The sequence below is a fragment of the Brevibacterium gallinarum genome, assembly GCF_014836885.1.
In the GTDB taxonomy this organism is placed as follows: Bacteria; Actinomycetota; Actinomycetes; order Actinomycetales; family Brevibacteriaceae; genus Brevibacterium; species Brevibacterium gallinarum.
Genome location: NZ_JACSPY010000002.1, coordinates 380188 through 397596, shown reverse-complemented (window position 1 = coordinate 397596; position 17409 = coordinate 380188). Strand labels below are relative to the sequence as shown.

At 66.0% G+C, this 17409-nt stretch carries 15 protein-coding genes; 9 read left to right on the top strand and 6 right to left on the bottom strand.

Annotated features, from left to right (window positions below):
• Positions 1-19: 19 nt before the first annotated feature.
• Positions 20-1012, top strand: a complete 993-nt coding sequence (locus H9634_RS03960; RefSeq protein WP_191725468.1) for a DUF6882 domain-containing protein — start codon at positions 20-22, stop codon at positions 1010-1012.
• A gap of 5 nt (positions 1013-1017) precedes the next feature.
• Here the strand turns inward: H9634_RS03960 and H9634_RS03955 are convergent, their stop codons facing one another.
• Entirely contained in the window at positions 1018-2328 is a 1311-nt protein-coding gene (locus tag H9634_RS03955; protein ID WP_191725467.1) for an ISL3 family transposase, read from the bottom strand.
• 313 nt (positions 2329-2641) lie between these two features.
• Between H9634_RS03955 and H9634_RS03950 the strand changes: the two genes are divergently transcribed.
• The 4 genes from H9634_RS03950 (at position 2642) to H9634_RS03935 (ending at position 4096) form a co-directional block, all read left to right on the top strand.
• Positions 2642-3310 (top strand): hypothetical protein, encoded by a 669-nt coding sequence (locus H9634_RS03950; protein ID WP_191725466.1) that lies wholly within the window; start codon positions 2642-2644, stop codon positions 3308-3310.
• 55 nt (positions 3311-3365) lie between these two features.
• Positions 3366-3569, top strand: coding sequence for a hypothetical protein (locus tag H9634_RS03945; protein WP_102162106.1), 204 nt, complete (start codon positions 3366-3368; stop codon positions 3567-3569).
• 147 nt (positions 3570-3716) lie between these two features.
• Positions 3717-3902, top strand: a complete 186-nt coding sequence (locus tag H9634_RS03940) for a hypothetical protein (protein ID WP_102162107.1) — start codon at positions 3717-3719, stop codon at positions 3900-3902.
• Positions 3899-4096: a hypothetical protein gene (locus H9634_RS03935; RefSeq protein WP_102162108.1), complete on the top strand. Its 198-nt coding sequence runs from the start codon at positions 3899-3901 to the stop codon at positions 4094-4096. The genes H9634_RS03940 and H9634_RS03935 overlap by 4 nt, the downstream gene beginning before the upstream one ends.
• A gap of 38 nt (positions 4097-4134) precedes the next feature.
• On the opposite strand, the gene trhO is transcribed toward H9634_RS03935, so the two are convergent.
• Together trhO and H9634_RS03925 are read right to left on the bottom strand one after the other, a co-directional pair.
• Entirely contained in the window at positions 4135-5070 is a 936-nt protein-coding gene (gene trhO / locus H9634_RS03930) for an oxygen-dependent tRNA uridine(34) hydroxylase TrhO (protein WP_191725465.1), read from the bottom strand.
• Positions 5071-5091: 21 nt separating this feature from the next.
• Positions 5092-6312, bottom strand: coding sequence for a Fic family protein (locus H9634_RS03925; protein ID WP_191725464.1), 1221 nt, complete (start codon positions 6310-6312; stop codon positions 5092-5094).
• A 286-nt stretch (positions 6313-6598) separates the two neighbouring features.
• Between H9634_RS03925 and purL the strand changes: the two genes are divergently transcribed.
• Both purL and H9634_RS03915 read left to right on the top strand, forming a co-directional pair.
• Positions 6599-8902 carry a phosphoribosylformylglycinamidine synthase subunit PurL gene (purL, locus tag H9634_RS03920; RefSeq protein WP_191725463.1) on the top strand — a complete coding sequence of 768 codons (2304 nt, stop codon included), beginning with the start codon at positions 6599-6601 and terminating at the stop codon, positions 8900-8902.
• An 85-nt stretch (positions 8903-8987) separates the two neighbouring features.
• A complete protein-coding gene (locus H9634_RS03915; RefSeq protein WP_191725462.1) occupies positions 8988-9257 on the top strand; it encodes a hypothetical protein in 270 nt (89 codons plus the stop codon).
• A 37-nt stretch (positions 9258-9294) separates the two neighbouring features.
• On the opposite strand, the gene H9634_RS03910 is transcribed toward H9634_RS03915, so the two are convergent.
• The 3 genes from H9634_RS03910 to H9634_RS03900 all read right to left on the bottom strand — a co-directional run bounded on the left by H9634_RS03910 (position 9295) and on the right by H9634_RS03900 (position 14644).
• Positions 9295-10503, bottom strand: a complete 1209-nt coding sequence (locus tag H9634_RS03910) for an NAD(P)/FAD-dependent oxidoreductase (RefSeq protein WP_191725461.1) — start codon at positions 10501-10503, stop codon at positions 9295-9297.
• Positions 10504-10609: 106 nt separating this feature from the next.
• Positions 10610-12424, bottom strand: coding sequence for a BCCT family transporter (locus H9634_RS03905; RefSeq protein ID WP_191725460.1), 1815 nt, complete (start codon positions 12422-12424; stop codon positions 10610-10612).
• Positions 12425-12508: 84 nt separating this feature from the next.
• Positions 12509-14644, bottom strand: coding sequence for a S9 family peptidase (locus tag H9634_RS03900; protein WP_191725459.1), 2136 nt, complete (start codon positions 14642-14644; stop codon positions 12509-12511).
• Between the two features lie 152 nt (positions 14645-14796).
• Here H9634_RS03900 and H9634_RS03895 point away from each other — a divergent pair, with 152 nt between their 5' ends.
• On the top strand, positions 14797-16986 hold the full coding sequence (locus H9634_RS03895) for an MMPL family transporter (RefSeq protein ID WP_191725458.1): 2190 nt from the start codon (positions 14797-14799) through the stop codon (positions 16984-16986).
• A complete protein-coding gene (locus tag H9634_RS03890) occupies positions 16983-17408 on the top strand; it encodes a pyrimidine dimer DNA glycosylase/endonuclease V (protein WP_191725457.1) in 426 nt (141 codons plus the stop codon). The genes H9634_RS03895 and H9634_RS03890 overlap by 4 nt, the downstream gene beginning before the upstream one ends.
• Position 17409 lies beyond the last annotated feature (1 nt).

Below are 17409 nucleotides of genomic sequence, written 5' to 3'. Positions count from 1 at the left end.
GCGCGCTAGAGTTGGGACTATGACTGACACGCTGCAGGATCTCGTCAATCGGGCCGTCGTCCTCTCGGCTGAGATGCAGGCCGTCTTCGGCCGCCGGATCGCCGATGCCGAGTGGGAAGTCGACTTCGCCGCCGACCCGCCGACGCTGCGCTTCACCGGCGAGCAGCCGCTGGAGGTGCGCGCCCACATGCTCGGCAGCGAATCGCAGCAGACCTCGACCTGGCATTGGGGCTGGGACAACATCAACGACTTCCCCGCTCCTGTCGTCGACCTCTCGCATGCGGTGCGCCGACACGGTGCCGCGCATGAGCTCAGCGAACTCACCACCGAAGAGATCGATCTGAGTGAGGAGCTGGCGCTGCGGCTGACGCTGGCGGCGAAGACGATCACCGGCCTGTGGGCGCACTACCCGGTCGATGCCGGCGGCGGTTCGGTCGTGTGGCTGCTCGTCGAGCATCCGGAGCTCACGCTCGGTCAGCCTGCGATCCGCGATCTCGTCCGCTCACTGGCCCAGGGCCTGACCGAGACCGAGGTGACCGATCACCGGGCGGCGCTCATCGCCTACGCCGAGCAGCGCGGCTTCCCGCTGGTCGAGCTGCCCGCAGACGGCCTGCGCCTGCTGGCAGCCGACGGCAGCGCCGATGTCACCTTCGACGAGCAGAACCGCATCACCAACTGCGCTCTGCATCAGCCACTCGAGGGCGAGGCCGCCGAGCAGTTCGCCGGCCGAAGTTCGACACCCGCCACCACGCCCGCCCCTGCGGTCGAGGAACCGGTTCCCGCCCCGGCACCGGAGCCCGCGCCCGAGGCGGTCGAGCCCGAACCTGCCCCGGCACCTGCCGAACCGGTCGCCGAACCCGAACCGGCACCGGAACCTGCAACGGCGCCTGAACCGGCACCGGAGCCTGTCGCCCCGACTCCGGCAGCCGAAGAGCCTGCTCCCGCTCCCGAGCCAGAGAAGAAGGAGAAGCCGAAGAAGAAGAGCTTCTTCAAGAAACTCTTCGGCGGTTAACGGGCTCATCGTAATTGAGAGTGTAGAACTGGTCTGAAGCCGCCGGACTCGAGCAGACATCTCGCGATGTAGTGCGTGAGGTTGCGGAATCCCAGTGCTGAGCCCCGTAGGTGTTCGAGCCTGCCGTTGATCGCTTCAGTTGGCCCGTTCGACGTTCCCGGTCGGGTGAAGAACGCCAGGACATCAGCAGCTCGACGCTTCAGAGTCCGTCCTAACCGCTTGAGCTCGACCAGTCCTGTCGGCAGATTCGTCGTCAGATCGTCGATGACTGATTGTAAGAGCTTCTTGCCCTCGTTGCCGTCGTTGGTTCGGTAGGCGCTCACAATGTCTTGATAGACGGCCCAGGTGACTTCGACGGCGGTGAAGTTGGCGTCGGCGAAGAGGTCTACGATCCGCTCCTGCTGTTTGGCCGTGAGCAGATCAGCACCGGTGTGCAGAGTCCTGCGCGCTCGATACAACGGGTCTGTTGCTCGTCCGCGATGCCCGGTGGTTTCCTGCTGAATGCGGCGGCGTACCTCGTCGAGGGCATCACCGGCGAGTTTGACGACGTGGAACGGGTCCATGACTTCGACAGCCTCGGGCAGTTCCTCAACGGAGGCTGTTTTGAAGCCGGAGAATCCGTCCATCGCGACGACGTCGATGCCATCACGCCAGTCTTTCGGTCGGGCTTTCAACCATTGCTTGAACACCTGTTTCGACCGTCCGGGCACCATGTCGAGCAGGCGTGCCGGGCCTGCTTCCTGGCTGATGGGAGTGAGGTCGATGATGACGGTGACGTACGTGTCACCGCGCCTGGTGTGCCGCCAGACGTGTTCGTCGACACCAATGACGCTGACCCCGTCGAACCGGGCCGGGTCGTCGATCAGCAGTCGATGTCCCTGCGCGAGGATCGCGGAGTTCGCGGTGTGCCAGGACACGGCGAGTTTGCCTGCGATCACGGACACGGTGTCGTGGTCGATGACGAGGGCACGCAGCGCCCAGTCGAGGCCGGTTCGCGAGATCTTCGCTCGTGGTGGCGCCGCAGCAGTGGTGTTCTGACGCCATACGCGGCCGCATTCGACGCATTTGTACCGGCGGAGGCGAATGTGAAGCGTGGTGGGCCGGTGGCCGAAGGGTTCGTGGGCGAGGCGGCGGACGACGGTGTCGCGGACGATCCCGTGTCCGCCACACCGTCGGCACCAGTCATCGGCAGTGTTGGGCTGGCATTCCAGAATGGCTTTGTGCCCGGTGATGTGCTGGCCAATGCAAGTGAGGTCAAGGGAGTCGAGTCGGCAGAATGTCGTGAGGTCAGGAGATGAGAAAGTAGGCTCGGACACGTCGAGGTCTTTCGGATGGACTGTGTGCGAACTTCCATCATCGGAAGACCTCGGCGTCTATCCGGGCAGCGCCACGCCGTGTCCTGGAATCACTGATCCACACCCTCAATTACGAAGAGCCGGTTAACGACGACTATTGAACGAACGTCGTAATGCAATAGTCCAATATTCATGAGTTTCACCTGAGTGAACGGTCTCAGAACTCTTGAAAATGATGCATGACACCTCATCGCCTGTTGCGTCGAATTTGCATTGGCGTAAGCATGGCCACACCAACCGAGTAGCCCACATGCGAGAGGACAATGACATGCATATGATAAAAAAGCCGGCCGGTGCACTCTTCACGGCCGCTGCTCTGGTGGCATCGCTGACGAGCACCCTGCCGGCATACGCAGATACCCAGGTGAAGCAGAACGCTGATGTGAGCACGGTCAGCCAGACTCCATCGGCAGATGGGCCGGGCAACGATTCGAAAGTCACGTCTGCCGAGGGTTTGAGCGACGAGCTCATCGACAAATACGACCCGTATGTCAGCCAGAACGACAAAGGCACCTACTCACTCTCCCTTCCCACAGGAAAGACATTTCCCGAATCAGAGGTGGAACTTGTAGAGAAGGCGATTGAGAAGACAAATTCCGAGGTCGAAAAGATCTCGTCTTCGGCTGAAGCCACACAGGCCGACGATGGCAATCTCGTCGTTCAGAAATCCCATGGAGGATTCAAATCCCATTGGTGGGGATTCGAGGTGTGGCTCGACAACTACGCAGTGGGAAAGGCCCAGAAGATGCTCGCCGCAGGCGCTGGGGTCAGTGGTCTGGCCGCAGCGATCATGTCGTGGACCGGCGTCGGCGGCGGCGTTGCCGGAGTGATCGCCGGAGCATTCGCCGCAGCCGGTGGAATCGCCGAGCTGTGCAACTGGTCCGACAAGGGAATCTCCATCAAGCGGCCGAACGTCGGTCCGGTCGTCTGCTGGCCGCGGTGAACGACGATCCGTCTGCGCCCACTGACGTGGGCCCAAGCACTGAAGGACGACACACATGAAAATCGGATACGCACTGTCCATTGTCCTGTCAGTCCTCGGTCTCGCGGTGCTGTTCGGTGACGGCTTCGGACTCACCGAGCACTCCTTTGAGGCCGCCCTGGGGCTGATAGTGGTCTCCCTGATGCTCACCTTCTGGCAGCGTTCACGCGATCGGCGTGATCCCCAGCGGCATCCCCGCCCCGGAGATCAGGCGGCCTGAGGCCAGTACGCGCCGCCATCGCGACTAGCCTCGCGTCCGCCGGGCTGACCGCGATGGCGGCGCTGCCGCAACCCGATTCCTGTTGTGCTCGGCGAGCCGACGATGACATGGTGAATGCCTGACCCCTGCAGCTGAGAGGAGATGCTGATGAGACATCTGGGATACCTGGCCGCCGTCGCCGCGGCAGTCCTCGGCCTTGTCGTGCTGTTCACCGGCGGCTTCGGACTCACAGAGCACTCCGTTGAAGCCGCTGTGGGACTCATCGTGCTCTCCCTGGCGATCACTCTCTGGCAGCGCTCACGCGATCAGCGGACAGCAGGACGACGACCATGAGCTCCCGACGCAAGGCCAGTCCCGGCACACTCATGACAGCCGGCCTGCTCGTCATGGTCGGCCTGCTGCTGGTGCGCGAATTCGTTCCCGAGGGCCCGATCGCCATCGCCGCGCTCGTCATCGGGCTCGTCGCCCTCCTCATCATCATCCCTGCCTACCTGCGGGCACTGCTGAGCAAACGACGCGAGCGCTGACGAGACCGGCTGCTGATCCCGGGGTCAGCGCGGTTGACTCAAGCCCGCCCCTTTGCCGGAACTGATGGCGCTGGGACCGGCGCCACCGCCTCGGCAGCGGCGCACGCACCGCAGTACGGGTGCCGGCCGGCATCGGTGCAGTCCTGGCAGCGCAGGAACTGCTTCCGGCAGGACTCATCAGCGCAGTTGACGAACAGCGGGGTCGGCTCATCGCACTCCCGGCAGCGGCCCAGCGATTCGGCGCTGGAGCCGAACTCCATGTGCATGCGCTTGTCGAAGACGTACAGCGAGCCGTCCCACAGCCCGGAGTTGCCGAAGGTCTCGCCGTAGCGGACGATCCCGCCGTCGAGCTGGTAGACCTCTTCGAAGCCGCGGTTCTTCATGAGCACCGAGAGGATCTCACAGCGGATCCCGCCGGTGCAGTAGGTGACGATCGGCTTGTCTTTGAACTCGTCGTAAGCGCCGGATTCGATCTCGGCGATGAAGTCACGGGTGGTGTCCGTGTTCGGGATGACGGCGTTCTTGAACCGGCCGATCTCCGCCTCCATCGCATTGCGGCCGTCGAAGAAGACGACATCGTCTCCGCGTTCATCCATGAGCTTGTGCAGCTGGCCGGGCCCCAGGCGCACTCCCCCGCCCTGCACGCCGTCCTCGGTGACCGTGACCTCATCGGGGTTGCCGAAGGTCACCAGCTCTGGGCGGACCTTGACGCTCAGGCGCGGGAAGTCATCGCCGGTGCCGTTCGACCACTTGATGTCGGCCGTGCGGAAGGGCGCGTAGCTCTTCGTCGTGCGCACGTACTGCTTGACGTCGTGGATCTCACCGCCGACGGTGGCGTTGATGCCGTCAGCGGAGATGATAATGCGGCCCTTGAGGTTGTGGCGCTCGCACAGCGCATGCTGCCACAGGCGCACCGCCTCGGGGTCGGCCAGCGGGGTGAAGACGTAGAACAGGACGATCTTGGATACGGACATAGCCACATTCTAATTCGCAGCTCAGCGCGTCGGTGGCGAGGCCGGAGCCGGGCGCACCGGCGCCGAGACCTTCGTGTCGAAACGAGTGCTCGCCATTCTGCGCTCAGCGTGCGCGACGATATCGAGCAGATCCCGGGCGATATGCCCCCGGATGCCTCTGCCGACCGACAGGCGGTGCGTGATCCCAGCGTCGTTGAGCTGCTGCAGAGCTTTGCGCACCGATGGCGTTGACGCTCCGGTCAGTTGCTCGGCGATGCGCTGGGTGAGCATCGGAGTGCGGGGCAGCAGATCGATGAGCTTCCACACGACAGCGTGGGAACGTGGGGCACCGGCAGGCTGTGAAGCGATGGCCTCACGGTATTCGTCGAGCACGCTCTGCACCTCCTGCATGAACCGCTCAGCTTGGCCGACTGCGGCATCTGCCGCGGTGACGAAGAAGTCCAGCCACTCGTTCACTCCTGCGCTGATGTCGAGTTCGGCGGGCGGCCCGTCACCTGTCATCGAGGCGGCCGGCGGAGTGGCCCGGTAAGCCGTCAGGCCATCGATATATCGCTGCTGCCACGTCATGAGCACCTGGCTGATCGGCAGCACAGCTCCAGATGTCAGTCCCCGCCGCGTGAGCACCGTGTGGATGAGTGCACGCCCGATCCTTCCATTGCCGTCCCCGAAGGGGTGAAGCGTTTCGAACTGCGCGTGGGCTAGGCCCGCTTGGATGAGACCGCCTGTGGCTGCTCCGTTGATGAACGTCATGAGATCCTCAAGCGCTTGCGGCAGGACGTCCGGTTTCGGCGGGATGAATTCGGCTTCACCCGGGTGGATGGCTGATCCACCCAGCCAGTTCTGGCGCTGACGCAGTCCCAGCTGACTGAAGCCGGGCAGCAGCTGTCGCTGCAGCTCTTCCAGATCGTTCCAGGTCACTGTTTCGGCACTGCCGAGAGTGTCAACGGCCGCAACGACTGCAGCGATATTGCCTGCCACTTCGGCCGCCTGGTCACCGAAGCCGCTGAGGTCGTCCTCCAAGCTGAGTTCGGCGAGCACCACGTTGTTGACCGAGGGACTGACTCCCTCGATGCGTGAGCTGGCGACGGCTTCGCTGCGGATGAGGATTCGGGCGATTCCCTCGAACGCCCCTGCTGCCTCCGAGTCGCCGATGGCACGAATCCGGCGTTCGACGTGCGCTGCACGGACTGCGAGTTCCGCGTCGATCCGCCAGGCTTCACCGGATGAGAGGGAAATCGGCACAAACGTCCAGTACGTGCCCGACCATCTCTCCCGGCGAGATCGCGCCGTTTCTGGCGGAGTCCATGTGTCTCTGTCCCAGCGCATCATCGCGTTAACCTTTCATTCTTCGCCCCCGGATAGAAACCTTAGACTCTATCCTTTCACTCATCATAGGTCTACTGAAAGCTTTCTGCCTATCCTTTCACCCACCCGTCGGACCCCTCCCCTGCCAGCCCGGCCACTGCCTCGGGCGCGGATTGCCGATAGGATGTCGAGTGGGATTTCACGAAAGGACCACACGAGGCGTATGACTGACAAGCACGTCAAGGAGACCGTCGAGTTCGCAGCAGCGAACCCGGATGTCGAGCAGCCGTATGCGGAGCTGGGACTCAAGGCGAACGAGTATGAGCAGATCCGCGAGATCCTCGGGCGCCGGCCGACCTCGGCGGAGCTGGCGATGTACTCGGTCATGTGGTCCGAGCACTGCTCGTACAAGTCCTCGAAGGTCCACCTGCGCAAGTTCGGCGAGCACGTCACCGATGAGATGCGCGAGCATCTGCTCGTCGGCATGGGTGAGAACGCCGGTGTCGTCGACATCGGCGAGGGCTGGGCGGTGACCTTCAAGGTCGAGTCCCACAACTCGCCCTCCTACGTCGAGCCCTACCAGGGGGCGGCCACCGGAGTCGGAGGCATCGTCCGCGACATCATCTCGATGGGCGCCCGCCCGGTCGCCGTGCTCGACCAGCTGCGCTTCGGTGAGATCTCCCACCCTGACACCGCCCGTGTCGTCCACGGCGTCGTCGCCGGCATCGGCGGCTACGGCAACTGCCTCGGCCTGCCCAACATCGGCGGCGAGACCTGGTTCGACCCCTCCTATCAGGGCAACCCGCTCGTCAACGCGCTGGCCGTCGGCGTCATGAAGCATGAGGACATCCGCCTGGCCAACGCCTCGGGCGTGGGCAACAAGGTCGTGCTCTTCGGCGCCCGCACCGGAGGCGACGGCATCGGCGGTGCCTCGATCCTCGCCTCGGAGTCGTTCGACGACACGAAGCCCTCGAAGCGCCCGGCTGTGCAGGTCGGCGACCCGTTCGCCGAGAAGGTCCTCATCGAATGCTGCCTGGAGCTGTTCGCCGCCGGTGTCGTCGAGGGCATCCAGGACCTGGGTGCCGCCGGCATCTCATGTGCGACCTCGGAGCTGGCCTCCAACGGTGAGGGCGGCATGCACGTCAAGCTCGACGATGTGCTGCTGCGCGACCCGTCCCTGACTCCTGAGGAGATCCTCATGTCGGAGTCGCAGGAGCGGATGATGGCCGTCGTGACGCCGGAGAAGCTCGACGAGTTCCTCGCGATCACCGGCAAGTGGGAGGTCGAGTCGTCTGTGCTCGGCGAGGTCACCGACACCGGCCGGCTCGTCATCGAATGGCACGGCGACGTCATCGTCGACGTGCCCCCGCGCTCGGTCGCCCACGACGGGCCGGTCTACGAACGCCCCTACAACGAGCCGTCCTGGCAGGCCGAGACCCGTGCCAACACCGTCGAGGCCGCCGGGCTGGCGAAGCCCGAGTCCGATGAGGAGCTGCGTGCGACGCTGCTTGAGCTGCTCGGCTCGCCGAACCTGTGCTCGAAGGACTGGATCACCGGGCAGTTCGACCGCTACGTGCAGGGCAACACGGCGCTTGCCTACCCCGATGACGCCGGTGTCATCCGCATCGACGAGGAGTCCGGCCTGGGTGTGGCGATCGCCACCGACGCCAACGGCCGCTACTGCTACCTTGAGCCGTCCGAGGGCGCGAAGCTCGCCCTGGCCGAGGCGTACCGCAACGTCGCGACCTCCGGCGCCCGCCCGATGGCGGTCAGCGACTGCCTCAACTTCGGCTCCCCGGAAGACCCGGAGATCATGTGGCAGTTCGCCGAGGCCATCGACGGCCTCGCCCACGCCTGCGAGGACCTTGCGGTGCCGGTCACCGGCGGCAACGTCTCCCTGTACAACCAGACCGGGCAGACAGCGATCTACCCGACCCCGGTCGTCGGTGTGCTCGGCGTTTTCGACGACGTCGCCCGCCGCAGCCCCTCCGGCTGGCGGGATGCCGGCCAGACGATCTACCTGCTCGGTGAGACCGCTGCCGAGCTCGACGGCTCAGTGTGGGCCGATGTCGTGCACGGCCACCTCGGCGGTGTGCCGCCGAAATACCGGCCGGAAGCCGAACGCGAGCTGGCCGATATCCTCATCAACGCCTCCCGTGACGGCATGATCGATGCCGCCCACGACCTGTCCGAAGGCGGGCTGGCTCAGGCGCTGGCCGAGGCGGTCCTGCGGTTCGGCACCGGCGCGCGGGTGTGGCTGGATGAGGTGTGCGACCGCGATGGCATCGACCTGTTCACCGCGCTGTTCTCCGAATCGACGGCGCGTGCGATCGTCGCTGTGCCGCGGTCCGAAGAGGTGCGGTTCACCGATATGTGCACCGCCCGGAAGTTCCCGTTCGCCCGCATCGGCGTGACCGACACCGGCGAGGACGGCAACGCCACCCTCGAACTCGTCGACCACTTCACGATCCCCGTGACCGAGCTGCGCGAGACCCACGAGGCGACGCTGCCGAAGCACTTCGGGTGAGCGTGACGCCAGACTGTTGCCTGGAGAGCAGACCGCTCTCCCATCCCCAGGCTCGCCCGCGAGCCACGCTCTGATCGGAGACCCCATGTCATCCATGCTCATCACCGCCGGTGCTGCCGCTGCTATCCTCTCTGCAGGCCCCGCACTGGCGACGGAGCCTGCGAATATGCAGGGCCGTGCGCCGCTGGCAGAGGAGATCGGACTCGCTGTCGACTGGGATCTCTCCGCAGGCGCCGACGGGTTCACAGCAGTCGTCACCGACGGGACCACCGGAGACGTGAGTGCCGACATCTCGGACTACGTCAATCACACCTCTGTCACCGTGGCCGCCGACGGCACCGTCACGGTCGACTGACGCATCCACAGTTCCTGTGCTGCGTTGAGCGAGGTCCTCAGGCCATGCCCTTGAGGATCGCGTTCCAGTACAGCGCCGGCAGTCCGTGACGCTTGAGCACCCACATGTCGGTGCGCTCCTTCGCCGTGTCGATGAACGGGAACGACGGCCTCGGGCGCATCGTGTAGTCGAACTCGGCGAGGATCGTCTTGCCGCGCGCGGTCGTCAGCGGGCACGAGGCGTAGCCGCCGTAGGACTCCGCCAGCGGTTCGTCCTTCAGCGTTGCCAGCAGGTTCGCCACAAGCACCGGGGCCTGCTTGCGGATTGCGGCGCCGGTCTTCGAGTTCGGCGTCGATCCGGCATCGCCGAGGGCGAAGATGTCCGGGTAGCGCACATGCTGCAGCGTGTGCTTGTCGACGTCGATCCAGCCCTTGGGATCCTCGCCGGCCAGCGGGGATTCCTTGATCCAGTCCGGCGCTGACTGCGGCGGCACCACATGAGCCATGTCGAAGCTGATCTCCTGGCTCGTGCCGGCGGCGGTGTCGCGGATCGTCGCAGTGCCTGCCTCGCCATCGAGGCTCGTCATCTCCGAGTTGTAGTGCACTTCGATGCCGTAGCGTTCGACGACCTTCTCCAGCTCGTCAGAGAACTCCTTGACCCCGAACATCGCAGGCGTCGGCAGCACGAGCACCGGCCGGATGCTGTCCAGCACGCCGCGGCGCTGCCAGTGGTCACACGCCAGGTAGGCGATCTTCTGCGGGGCACCTGCGCATTTGATCGGGCCAGACGGCATGGTGAACAGCGCCGTTCCCGAGGTGGTGGCCTGGATGAGCTGCCAGGTCTTGGGTGCGAGCTCGGGCAGGTAGTTCGTCGAGACGTTCGGGCTCTGCAGTGCCTCGCGCATGCCCGGCACCTCGTCGAAGTCGAGTTGGATGCCCGGGCAGACGACGAGCTGGTCATAGGCGATCTGCAGTCCCGAGGACAGGCTCACCCGGTGGGCTTCCGGATCGACCTCGGTGGCGGAGTCCTTGATCCACGACACACCTGCCGGCATGACGTCGGCCTGGGCACGGCGCAGCTCGCGAGCGGGAGCGCATCCGCCTCCCACGAGGGTCAGCAGGGGCTGGTAGATGTGCTGTTCGCGGGGTTCGATGACCGCGATGTCGGTCTTGCCGGCTTTGCGCAGCCGGGCGGCGACGCTGAGCCCGGCGTTGCCCCCTCCGATGATGACGATGGCGTGGTGCAGCGGATGCGAGCTCGTGGTCATAGCGACAGTCTCCTCAGGTGATCGGCATTGATCTACTGCAAATGTACAGACAAAATCGGGCTGAGGTCCAGATCTGAGTGCCCGCGGCGTCGCCGAGGCCGAAGCGTCATTCCTGGTGCGAGCCGGACCTGTCGGGATACCGTCCGCTCTCGCGCGGCGGCAGGCGCTTCGAGCCCGTCCGCGAGGACAGGGTGCCGTCGGAGCGGCGGAACCACCGGCGCTGCGGTTCGTACGGGTCGATGACGTCGGGTGCGTCACCCTCCGCCTCGGGCAGCACGACAGCGTCTTTCGAGTCGTACTCATCATCGCGCAGCCGGCGGATGTACTCCTCCGGCGGCAGGACCTTCTTCCACTGCTTCGTGCGCATCGGCGGCAGCACACCGGCATCCTCACGCAGGGCCCGCAGCAGCAGATACATCTCGAAGTAGCCGAAGATGAAGAACGGCAGACCGACGAGGATGATCGTCGACTGCAGCGCCTCGAGCCCTCCGGAACCGGAGAACACGAGGAGGGTCGCGGTCACCAGCCCGATCGCCAGGGCCCAGAAGATCCGCTGGCCGAGCGGGTTGTAGTCCTCATGTCCGTTCGTCATCGTGTCGGTCACGAGTGCGGCGGAGTCCATCGAGGTGACGAAGAAGACGACGACCACGAGGATCGCGACGACGGAGACGGCGAAGGCCAGGGGGTAGTGCTCGAGGAAGGCGAACAGCGCACCTGGGATGTCGCCGTCGTCGACGACCCGTTTGACGAGTCCGCCGCCCCCGGACTGCTGGCCGATGCCTTCGATGGCAAACGAGCCCCAGCCGAAGATCCCGAACCAGATGACCGAGAAGGTCGCCGGCACCGCGAGCACGCCGGTGACGAACTGGCGGATGGTGCGGCCGCGGGAGATGCGGGCGATGAAGATGCCGACGAACGGCGACCAGGTGATCGTCCAGGCCCAGTAGAACACCGTCCACGTCGACTGCCAGCCGGATTCGGCGATGGTGTCGTTCCAGAAGGCGAGTTCGGGCAGGGTGACGATGTAGGAGCCGAAGGACTCGATGGTGCCCTTGATCATGTACAGCGTCGGGCCGGTGACGAGGACGAAGAGCAGCAGTCCGACGGCGATGACGATGTTGGCGTTCGACAGCACCTTGATGCCCTTCTCCAGTCCCAGCGACACCGAGGTCAGGGCGATGAGGGTGACGACGCCGATGATGATGAGCTGCCAGCCGGCGTTCTCCGGCACTCCGAAGAGCTGGGAGAGCCCGCCGTTGATCTGCAGGGTGCCCAGACCGATCGAGACGGCCACACCGAAGACGGTGCCGACGATCGCGACGGTGTCGATGATCTTGCCGATCGGGCCGTGGATCTTCTCGCCGAGCATCGGCTGGAACATCGAGGACACCCGAGCGGGCAGGTTGCGCTTGTGGATGAAGTAGGCGAAGCACAGGCTCGGCAGCGCGAAGATCGTCCACGTGTGGAACGTGAAGTGATACAGCGTGAAGTTCATCGCATCCCGGGCCGCCTCCGCGGTGCCCGCCTCGATGCCGAGGCCGGCGCGCGGCGGGCTGCCGAGGTGGCTGATCGGCTCGGCGACGCCCCAGAACATGAGGATCGTGCCGATGCCGGCGGCGAACAGCATCGCGAACCATGCCCGGCCCGAATGCTCCGGCTCCTCGTCGTCCCGGCCGAGTTTGACCCGCCCGTAGCGCGAGAAGGCGATGTAGATGAGGAAGATGAGGAACAGCGTCACGCCGAGGATGTAGAACCAGCCGAGCGTGTCGAGCAGCCACGTCGAGGCTGCGGACACAGCGGCATCGAGCTGATCGGTGAAGACGATGGTGCCGAGCACGAACAGCAGGATGACGCCGGCCGAGGCGAAGAAGATCACCGGTGAGGTGCGCAGGTGCAGCATGTCGTGGAGTTTTCGCAGCATCGTTCGCAGTCTCCTTTCGGCACGAACCACGCAGCGCTGACTTCTGGTTCCACGTGATCCGCAGCGGGATCAGTTTCTTCGACCCTAGCGGCTCACATCGCTCCTGCCCAGCACATCGAGCATCCATGCGTAGTCGAATGCGTTCTCCTTCCACGCGTCGTACCGGCCCGAGGCGCCCCCGTGACCGGCCGACATCTCCGTCTTCAGCAGCGCATCCGCGCCGACCTCACGCAGCCGGGCAACCCATTTGGCTGGTTCGACGTAGAGCACCCGGGTGTCGTTGAGCGAGGTGATCGCGAGGATCTTCGGATACTCCTGCTCGGTGACGTTCTCGTACGGGGTGTAGGAGCGCATGTACTCATACACCTGCGGGTCGTGCAGCGGGTCGCCCCATTCCTCCCATTCGATGACGGTCAGCGGCAGCTCGGGCATGAGGATCGAGGTGAGCGCGTCGACGAACGGCACATGCGCGCTGATCCCGGCGAACCGGTCCGGGGCCATGTTCGCGATCGCGCCCATGAGCAGCCCGCCGGCCGACCCGCCGGTGGCCACCAGCCGGTCTGGTTTGGTCACCCCGGTGTCGATGAGGTGGTCGGCTGCGGCGATGAAGTCGGTGAAGGTATTGCGCTTGGCGGTCGTCTTGCCCTCGTCGTACCAGTGCCGGCCCATCTCTCCGCCGCCGCGCACATGCGCGATCGCGAAGACGACGCCGCGGTCGAGCAGCGAGAGCCGCTTGACGCTGAATCCGGGGTCCATGCTCAGCTCATAGGATCCGTAGCCGTAGAGCACCATCGGCGCGGGGCCCGCGTCCCTCGCGCCCTTCTTCCACACGAGCGAAATCGGCACCTCGGTCCCGTCCTCAGCCCGCGCCCACATGAGCTCCTGCTCATAGGCGTCCAGGTCGACCCCGCCGAGCACCGGCTGGCGCTTGAGCACGGTGCGCTGCCCGGTGTCCATGTCGTAGGCGAACACGGTCCCCGGCGTCACCATCGAGGTGTAGGTCAGCCGCAGCCGCGGCTGCTCGAACTCCGGGTTCGCGCCGGTGCCGAGTGTGCCGACGGGTTCGTCGACGGCGATCTCCGCAAGTTCCCCGTAGGGCTCCGTTCCCGAGGCGGTGATCGCCACGGTGCCCACGCGGGCGAATCCGCCGTGCCGGTAGGAGATGACGAGGTGGCCTGCGAAGGCGTCGACGTCTTCGATCCGGTAGCCGGTCATGTCCCCGTCGAGCACTGGCCGGCCGGCACCTGCCGGGTCTGCGGCGGGCACGTCGACGATGTCGAAGTCGGCGCGGTCGCGGTTGTGGGTGATGATGAACCGGTCCTCACCGGCGACGATCGCGTGCTCGACGCTGTACTCGACGCCCTGCTGACGCTCCCACACCGCCGTCGGTTCACCGGTCGGCTCATCGGCGGGCAGCACCCACCAGCCCTCGGTCGTCTTCGATCCGGTGACGATGCACACGTACTTCTGCGAGCGGGTGAGCCCGACGCCGACGAAGAACCGCTCATCAGGTTCGTGGAACACCTGCACGTCGGCTTCTGCCCCGGTCCCGAGGCGGTGGCGCCAGACCGTGTCGGGTCGCCACGCCTCGTCGCAGGTGGTGTAGAAGACGTATTCGCCGGTGCCGTCGAAGGTCGCCCCGGCGAAGGTGTTCTCGATGACCTCCGGCAGATCCTCGCCTGCCTCCAGGTCGCGGATGCGCAGCGTGTAGCGCTCATCGCCGGTCAGGTCGGCCGCCCATGCGAGCTTCGTGCCGTCGGGTGAGATGCTGAAGGAGCCGAGTGAGAAGAACTCGCTGCCGGCAGCCTCTGTGTTGGAGTCGAAGATGACCTGCTCGCCTGCCAGCTGCTGGCCGTCTTCGACCTCGGGCGGGGTCCAGTCGTCCGGGCCGCTGATCGGGGCGCGGCAGGAGATCCCGTAGTCCTTGCCCTCTTGGGTGCGGGTGAAGTACCACCAGTCACCGCGCCGGACCGGCACGGACATGTCGGTTTCCTTCGTGCGGGTGCGGATCTCGGTGAAGATCGTCTCGCGCAGGCCCTCCAGGTGTGCTGTGCGGGCGGCGGTGTAGGCGTTCTCCGCCTCCAGGTGGGCGGTCACCTGCGGGGAGTCCTTGTCCCGCATCCATTCGTAGTCGTCGGTGAAGGTGTGGCCGTGGTGGGTGCGTTCGGTGGGGATGCGCTGGGCGATCGGCGCCTGTGCGTCACGTGGTGCAGTCGTCATACCTTCAAGCCTACGGCCTGCCGCGCCATCAGCGCCCTCACCTTCAGCATCGAGACGCTCCAGAGGGCGACTCCGGCCCACTTCGGAATCACAGGTGCCCTTGTCGCCATGCACCGGGCTCGCCGTGCCCCTCCGCCTGTTACTCTGAACATATGAATAGCCAGCCGCGCCTGCTGACAGCCTCCCGCCCCCAGGAGCCGAAGGTGCGCGGCCGCGGCTGGGTCTGGCTGCTCGTGCTCGCCCTCATCGGCGGCTGGCTGGCGCTCTCGGGTCTCGGCGGCCCGTACTTCGGCAAGATCTCCGAGGTCGCCACCAACGACCAGTCGACGTTCCTGCCCGCCTCGGCGGAGTCGACGAAGGTGACCGACCGGCTCGGCGAGTTCCAGACCGGGGAGGGCGCTCCGGCGATCATCATCGCCACCCGCGACGGCGGGCTCGAAGCCGATGACCAGTCCTGGGCTGAGGACTTCGCCGCCGATGCGGAATCGGCTGCCGTCGATGACGTCTCCCCGCCGATCCCCTCCGATGACGGCGAGGCCCTCCAGCTCATCGTCCCGGTCTCCGAGGACGACACCGAGGCGGGAGTCGAGGAGCTGCGTCAGCTCGCCTCCGACACCGCTCCCGATGGCCTCGAGGTCTTCGTCACCGGCCCGGCCGGGTTCTCCGCAGATCTGACCGAGGCGTTCTCCGGCATCGACGGGATGCTGCTGATCGTCACGTTCGCCGCGGTGTTCGTCATCCTCATCATCGTCTACCGCTCCCCCATCATCCCCGTCTTCGTGCTGCTGACGGCGCTGGCGGCGCTGGCCTCGTCAATCGTCGTCGTCTATCTGCTCGCCGACGCCGGGTTCATCACCGTCAACGGGCAGGTGCAGGGCATTCTCTTCATCCTCGTCGTCGGTGCGACGACGGACTACTGTCTGCTCTTCGTCGCCCGGTTCCGTGATGAGCTCACGGCCGCCGCCGAGGCGCCGGGCCCGGAGCGCAGGCGCACGGTGTGGCGTGCGTGGAAGGGCACGATCGAGCCGATCCTCGCCTCCGGCGGAACGGTCATCGCCGGTCTGCTGTGCCTGCTCGTCTCCGACCTCGCCTCCACGCAGGCGCTCGGCCCGGTTGCGGCGATCGGCATCGCGATGGGCCTGGCTGCTGCGCTGTCGTTCCTGCCGGCGCTGCTGTTCGCCGTCGGCCCGGTGGTGTTCTGGCCGTTCATCCCCGGCCGCGGGAAGCGCCGCCGCACCAAGGAGAACCACGGTCTGTGGTCGCGCATCGCCGCTGCTGTCACTGCACGTCCGCGCATCACGTGGATCACCGTCACGCTGCTGCTGGCTGTGCCGCTGCTCGGCATCACCCAGCTCAAGGCCGATGGCGTGCCGCAGAGCGAGTTCGTGCTCGGCGCCTCGGAGGCCCGCGACGGCCAGGATGCCCTCGGGCAGCACTTCCCGTCCGGTTCCGGCAGCCCTGCCTATGTGCTGCTGGACGAAGACGCTGTCGATGATGCCGTCGACGCCCTCGACCCGATCTCCGGGATCGACGCCCTCGACCTGTCCGCTGACTCGCCCACCGGGTTCATTCCGCTCGGCGACGCCGCTGCCGATGCCGGTCCGCAGGGTGGTCCGCCTGGTGAGCCGATCGTCTCCGACGGCGATGTGCTCATCAATGCGACGCTGGCCGATCCGCCGGACTCCCAGGAGGCTGAGGACACCGTCGTCGAGATGCGCCAGGCGCTGGCCGATGCCGGTCTCGACACGGCTGTCGGCGGTGAGCCGGCGGTCGCCCTCGACTCGAATGAGGCGGCCAAGCACGACCGGGCGCTGGCGATGCCGCTCATCCTCATCGTCGTCACCATCGTGCTCGTGCTGCTGCTGCGTTCGCTGCTGGCCCCGCTGCTGCTGATGTTCACCACGGTGCTGAGCTTCGGCACCGCGATGGGCGTCTCCGCGCTCGTGTTCAACCACATCTTCGAGTTCCCGGGTGCGGATCCGACGGTGCCGCTGTTCGCGTTCGTGTTCCTCGTCGCGCTCGGCATCGACTACAACATCTTCCTCATGTCCCGGGTCCGCGAGGAGTCGATGGCTGCCCGTGACACCCGCACCGGGGTGGTGCGCGGACTCGTCACCACCGGCGGGGTCATCACCTCAGCGGGCATCGTGCTCGCGGCGACGTTCGCAGCCCTTGCGGTGCTGCCGATCATGTTCCTTGTCCAGCTGGCGTTCATCGTCGCCTTCGGTGTGCTGCTCGATGCGATCGTCGTGCGCTCACTGCTCGTCCCCGGCCTGTTCTACGATCTGGGCCGGGCGACGTGGTGGCCGTGGATGCGCAGATTCACCCCGGGTTCACGATGAGACTGTGGTCGCTGCATCCGGCGCACCTCGACCGGCAGGGCCTCATCGCCTGCTGGCGTGAGGCGTTGCTGGCGCAGAAGGTGCTCGCAGGGCTGACCACCGGCTACCGCAGCCACCCGCAGCTGATCCGCTTCCGCGCAGCCGACGGCCCGCTGGCTGCGATCGGTGCGTACCTGTCCGGCTTAGCCGAGGAAGCCGATGCCCGCGGCTACCGGTTCGACCGCACGAAGATCCACGATGGCTCCGGTCACGCCCAGCTGCCGGTCACGACCGGACAGCTCGACTTCGAGGCGAAGCATCTCGCTGCCAAACTCGCGCTCCGCTCCCCTGCCGACGCCGACCGGCTTGCCGACGCGCGCCCGCGCACCCATCCGCTGTTCCGCCTCGGGCCCGGCCCGATCGAAGGCTGGGAGCGGCCTTGAC

Excerpts from the sequence above, each read along its gene's own strand:
- H9634_RS03960 (WP_191725468.1), top strand. The coding sequence starts at position 20 with ATGACTGACACGCTGCAGGATCTCGTCAATCGGGCCGTCGTCCTCTCG.
- H9634_RS03950 (WP_191725466.1), top strand. The coding sequence starts at position 2,642 with ATGATAAAAAAGCCGGCCGGTGCACTCTTCACGGCCGCTGCTCTGGTG.
- H9634_RS03945 (WP_102162106.1), top strand. The coding sequence starts at position 3,366 with ATGAAAATCGGATACGCACTGTCCATTGTCCTGTCAGTCCTCGGTCTC.
- H9634_RS03940 (WP_102162107.1), top strand. The coding sequence starts at position 3,717 with ATGAGACATCTGGGATACCTGGCCGCCGTCGCCGCGGCAGTCCTCGGC.
- H9634_RS03935 (WP_102162108.1), top strand. The coding sequence starts at position 3,899 with ATGAGCTCCCGACGCAAGGCCAGTCCCGGCACACTCATGACAGCCGGC.
- trhO (WP_191725465.1), bottom strand. The coding sequence starts at position 5,070 with ATGTCCGTATCCAAGATCGTCCTGTTCTACGTCTTCACCCCGCTGGCC.
- purL (WP_191725463.1), top strand. The coding sequence starts at position 6,599 with ATGACTGACAAGCACGTCAAGGAGACCGTCGAGTTCGCAGCAGCGAAC.
- H9634_RS03915 (WP_191725462.1), top strand. The coding sequence starts at position 8,988 with ATGTCATCCATGCTCATCACCGCCGGTGCTGCCGCTGCTATCCTCTCT.
- H9634_RS03910 (WP_191725461.1), bottom strand. The coding sequence starts at position 10,503 with ATGACCACGAGCTCGCATCCGCTGCACCACGCCATCGTCATCATCGGA.
- H9634_RS03905 (WP_191725460.1), bottom strand. The coding sequence starts at position 12,424 with ATGCTGCGAAAACTCCACGACATGCTGCACCTGCGCACCTCACCGGTG.
- H9634_RS03900 (WP_191725459.1), bottom strand. The coding sequence starts at position 14,644 with ATGACGACTGCACCACGTGACGCACAGGCGCCGATCGCCCAGCGCATC.
- H9634_RS03895 (WP_191725458.1), top strand. The coding sequence starts at position 14,797 with ATGAATAGCCAGCCGCGCCTGCTGACAGCCTCCCGCCCCCAGGAGCCG.
- H9634_RS03890 (WP_191725457.1), top strand. The coding sequence starts at position 16,983 with ATGAGACTGTGGTCGCTGCATCCGGCGCACCTCGACCGGCAGGGCCTC.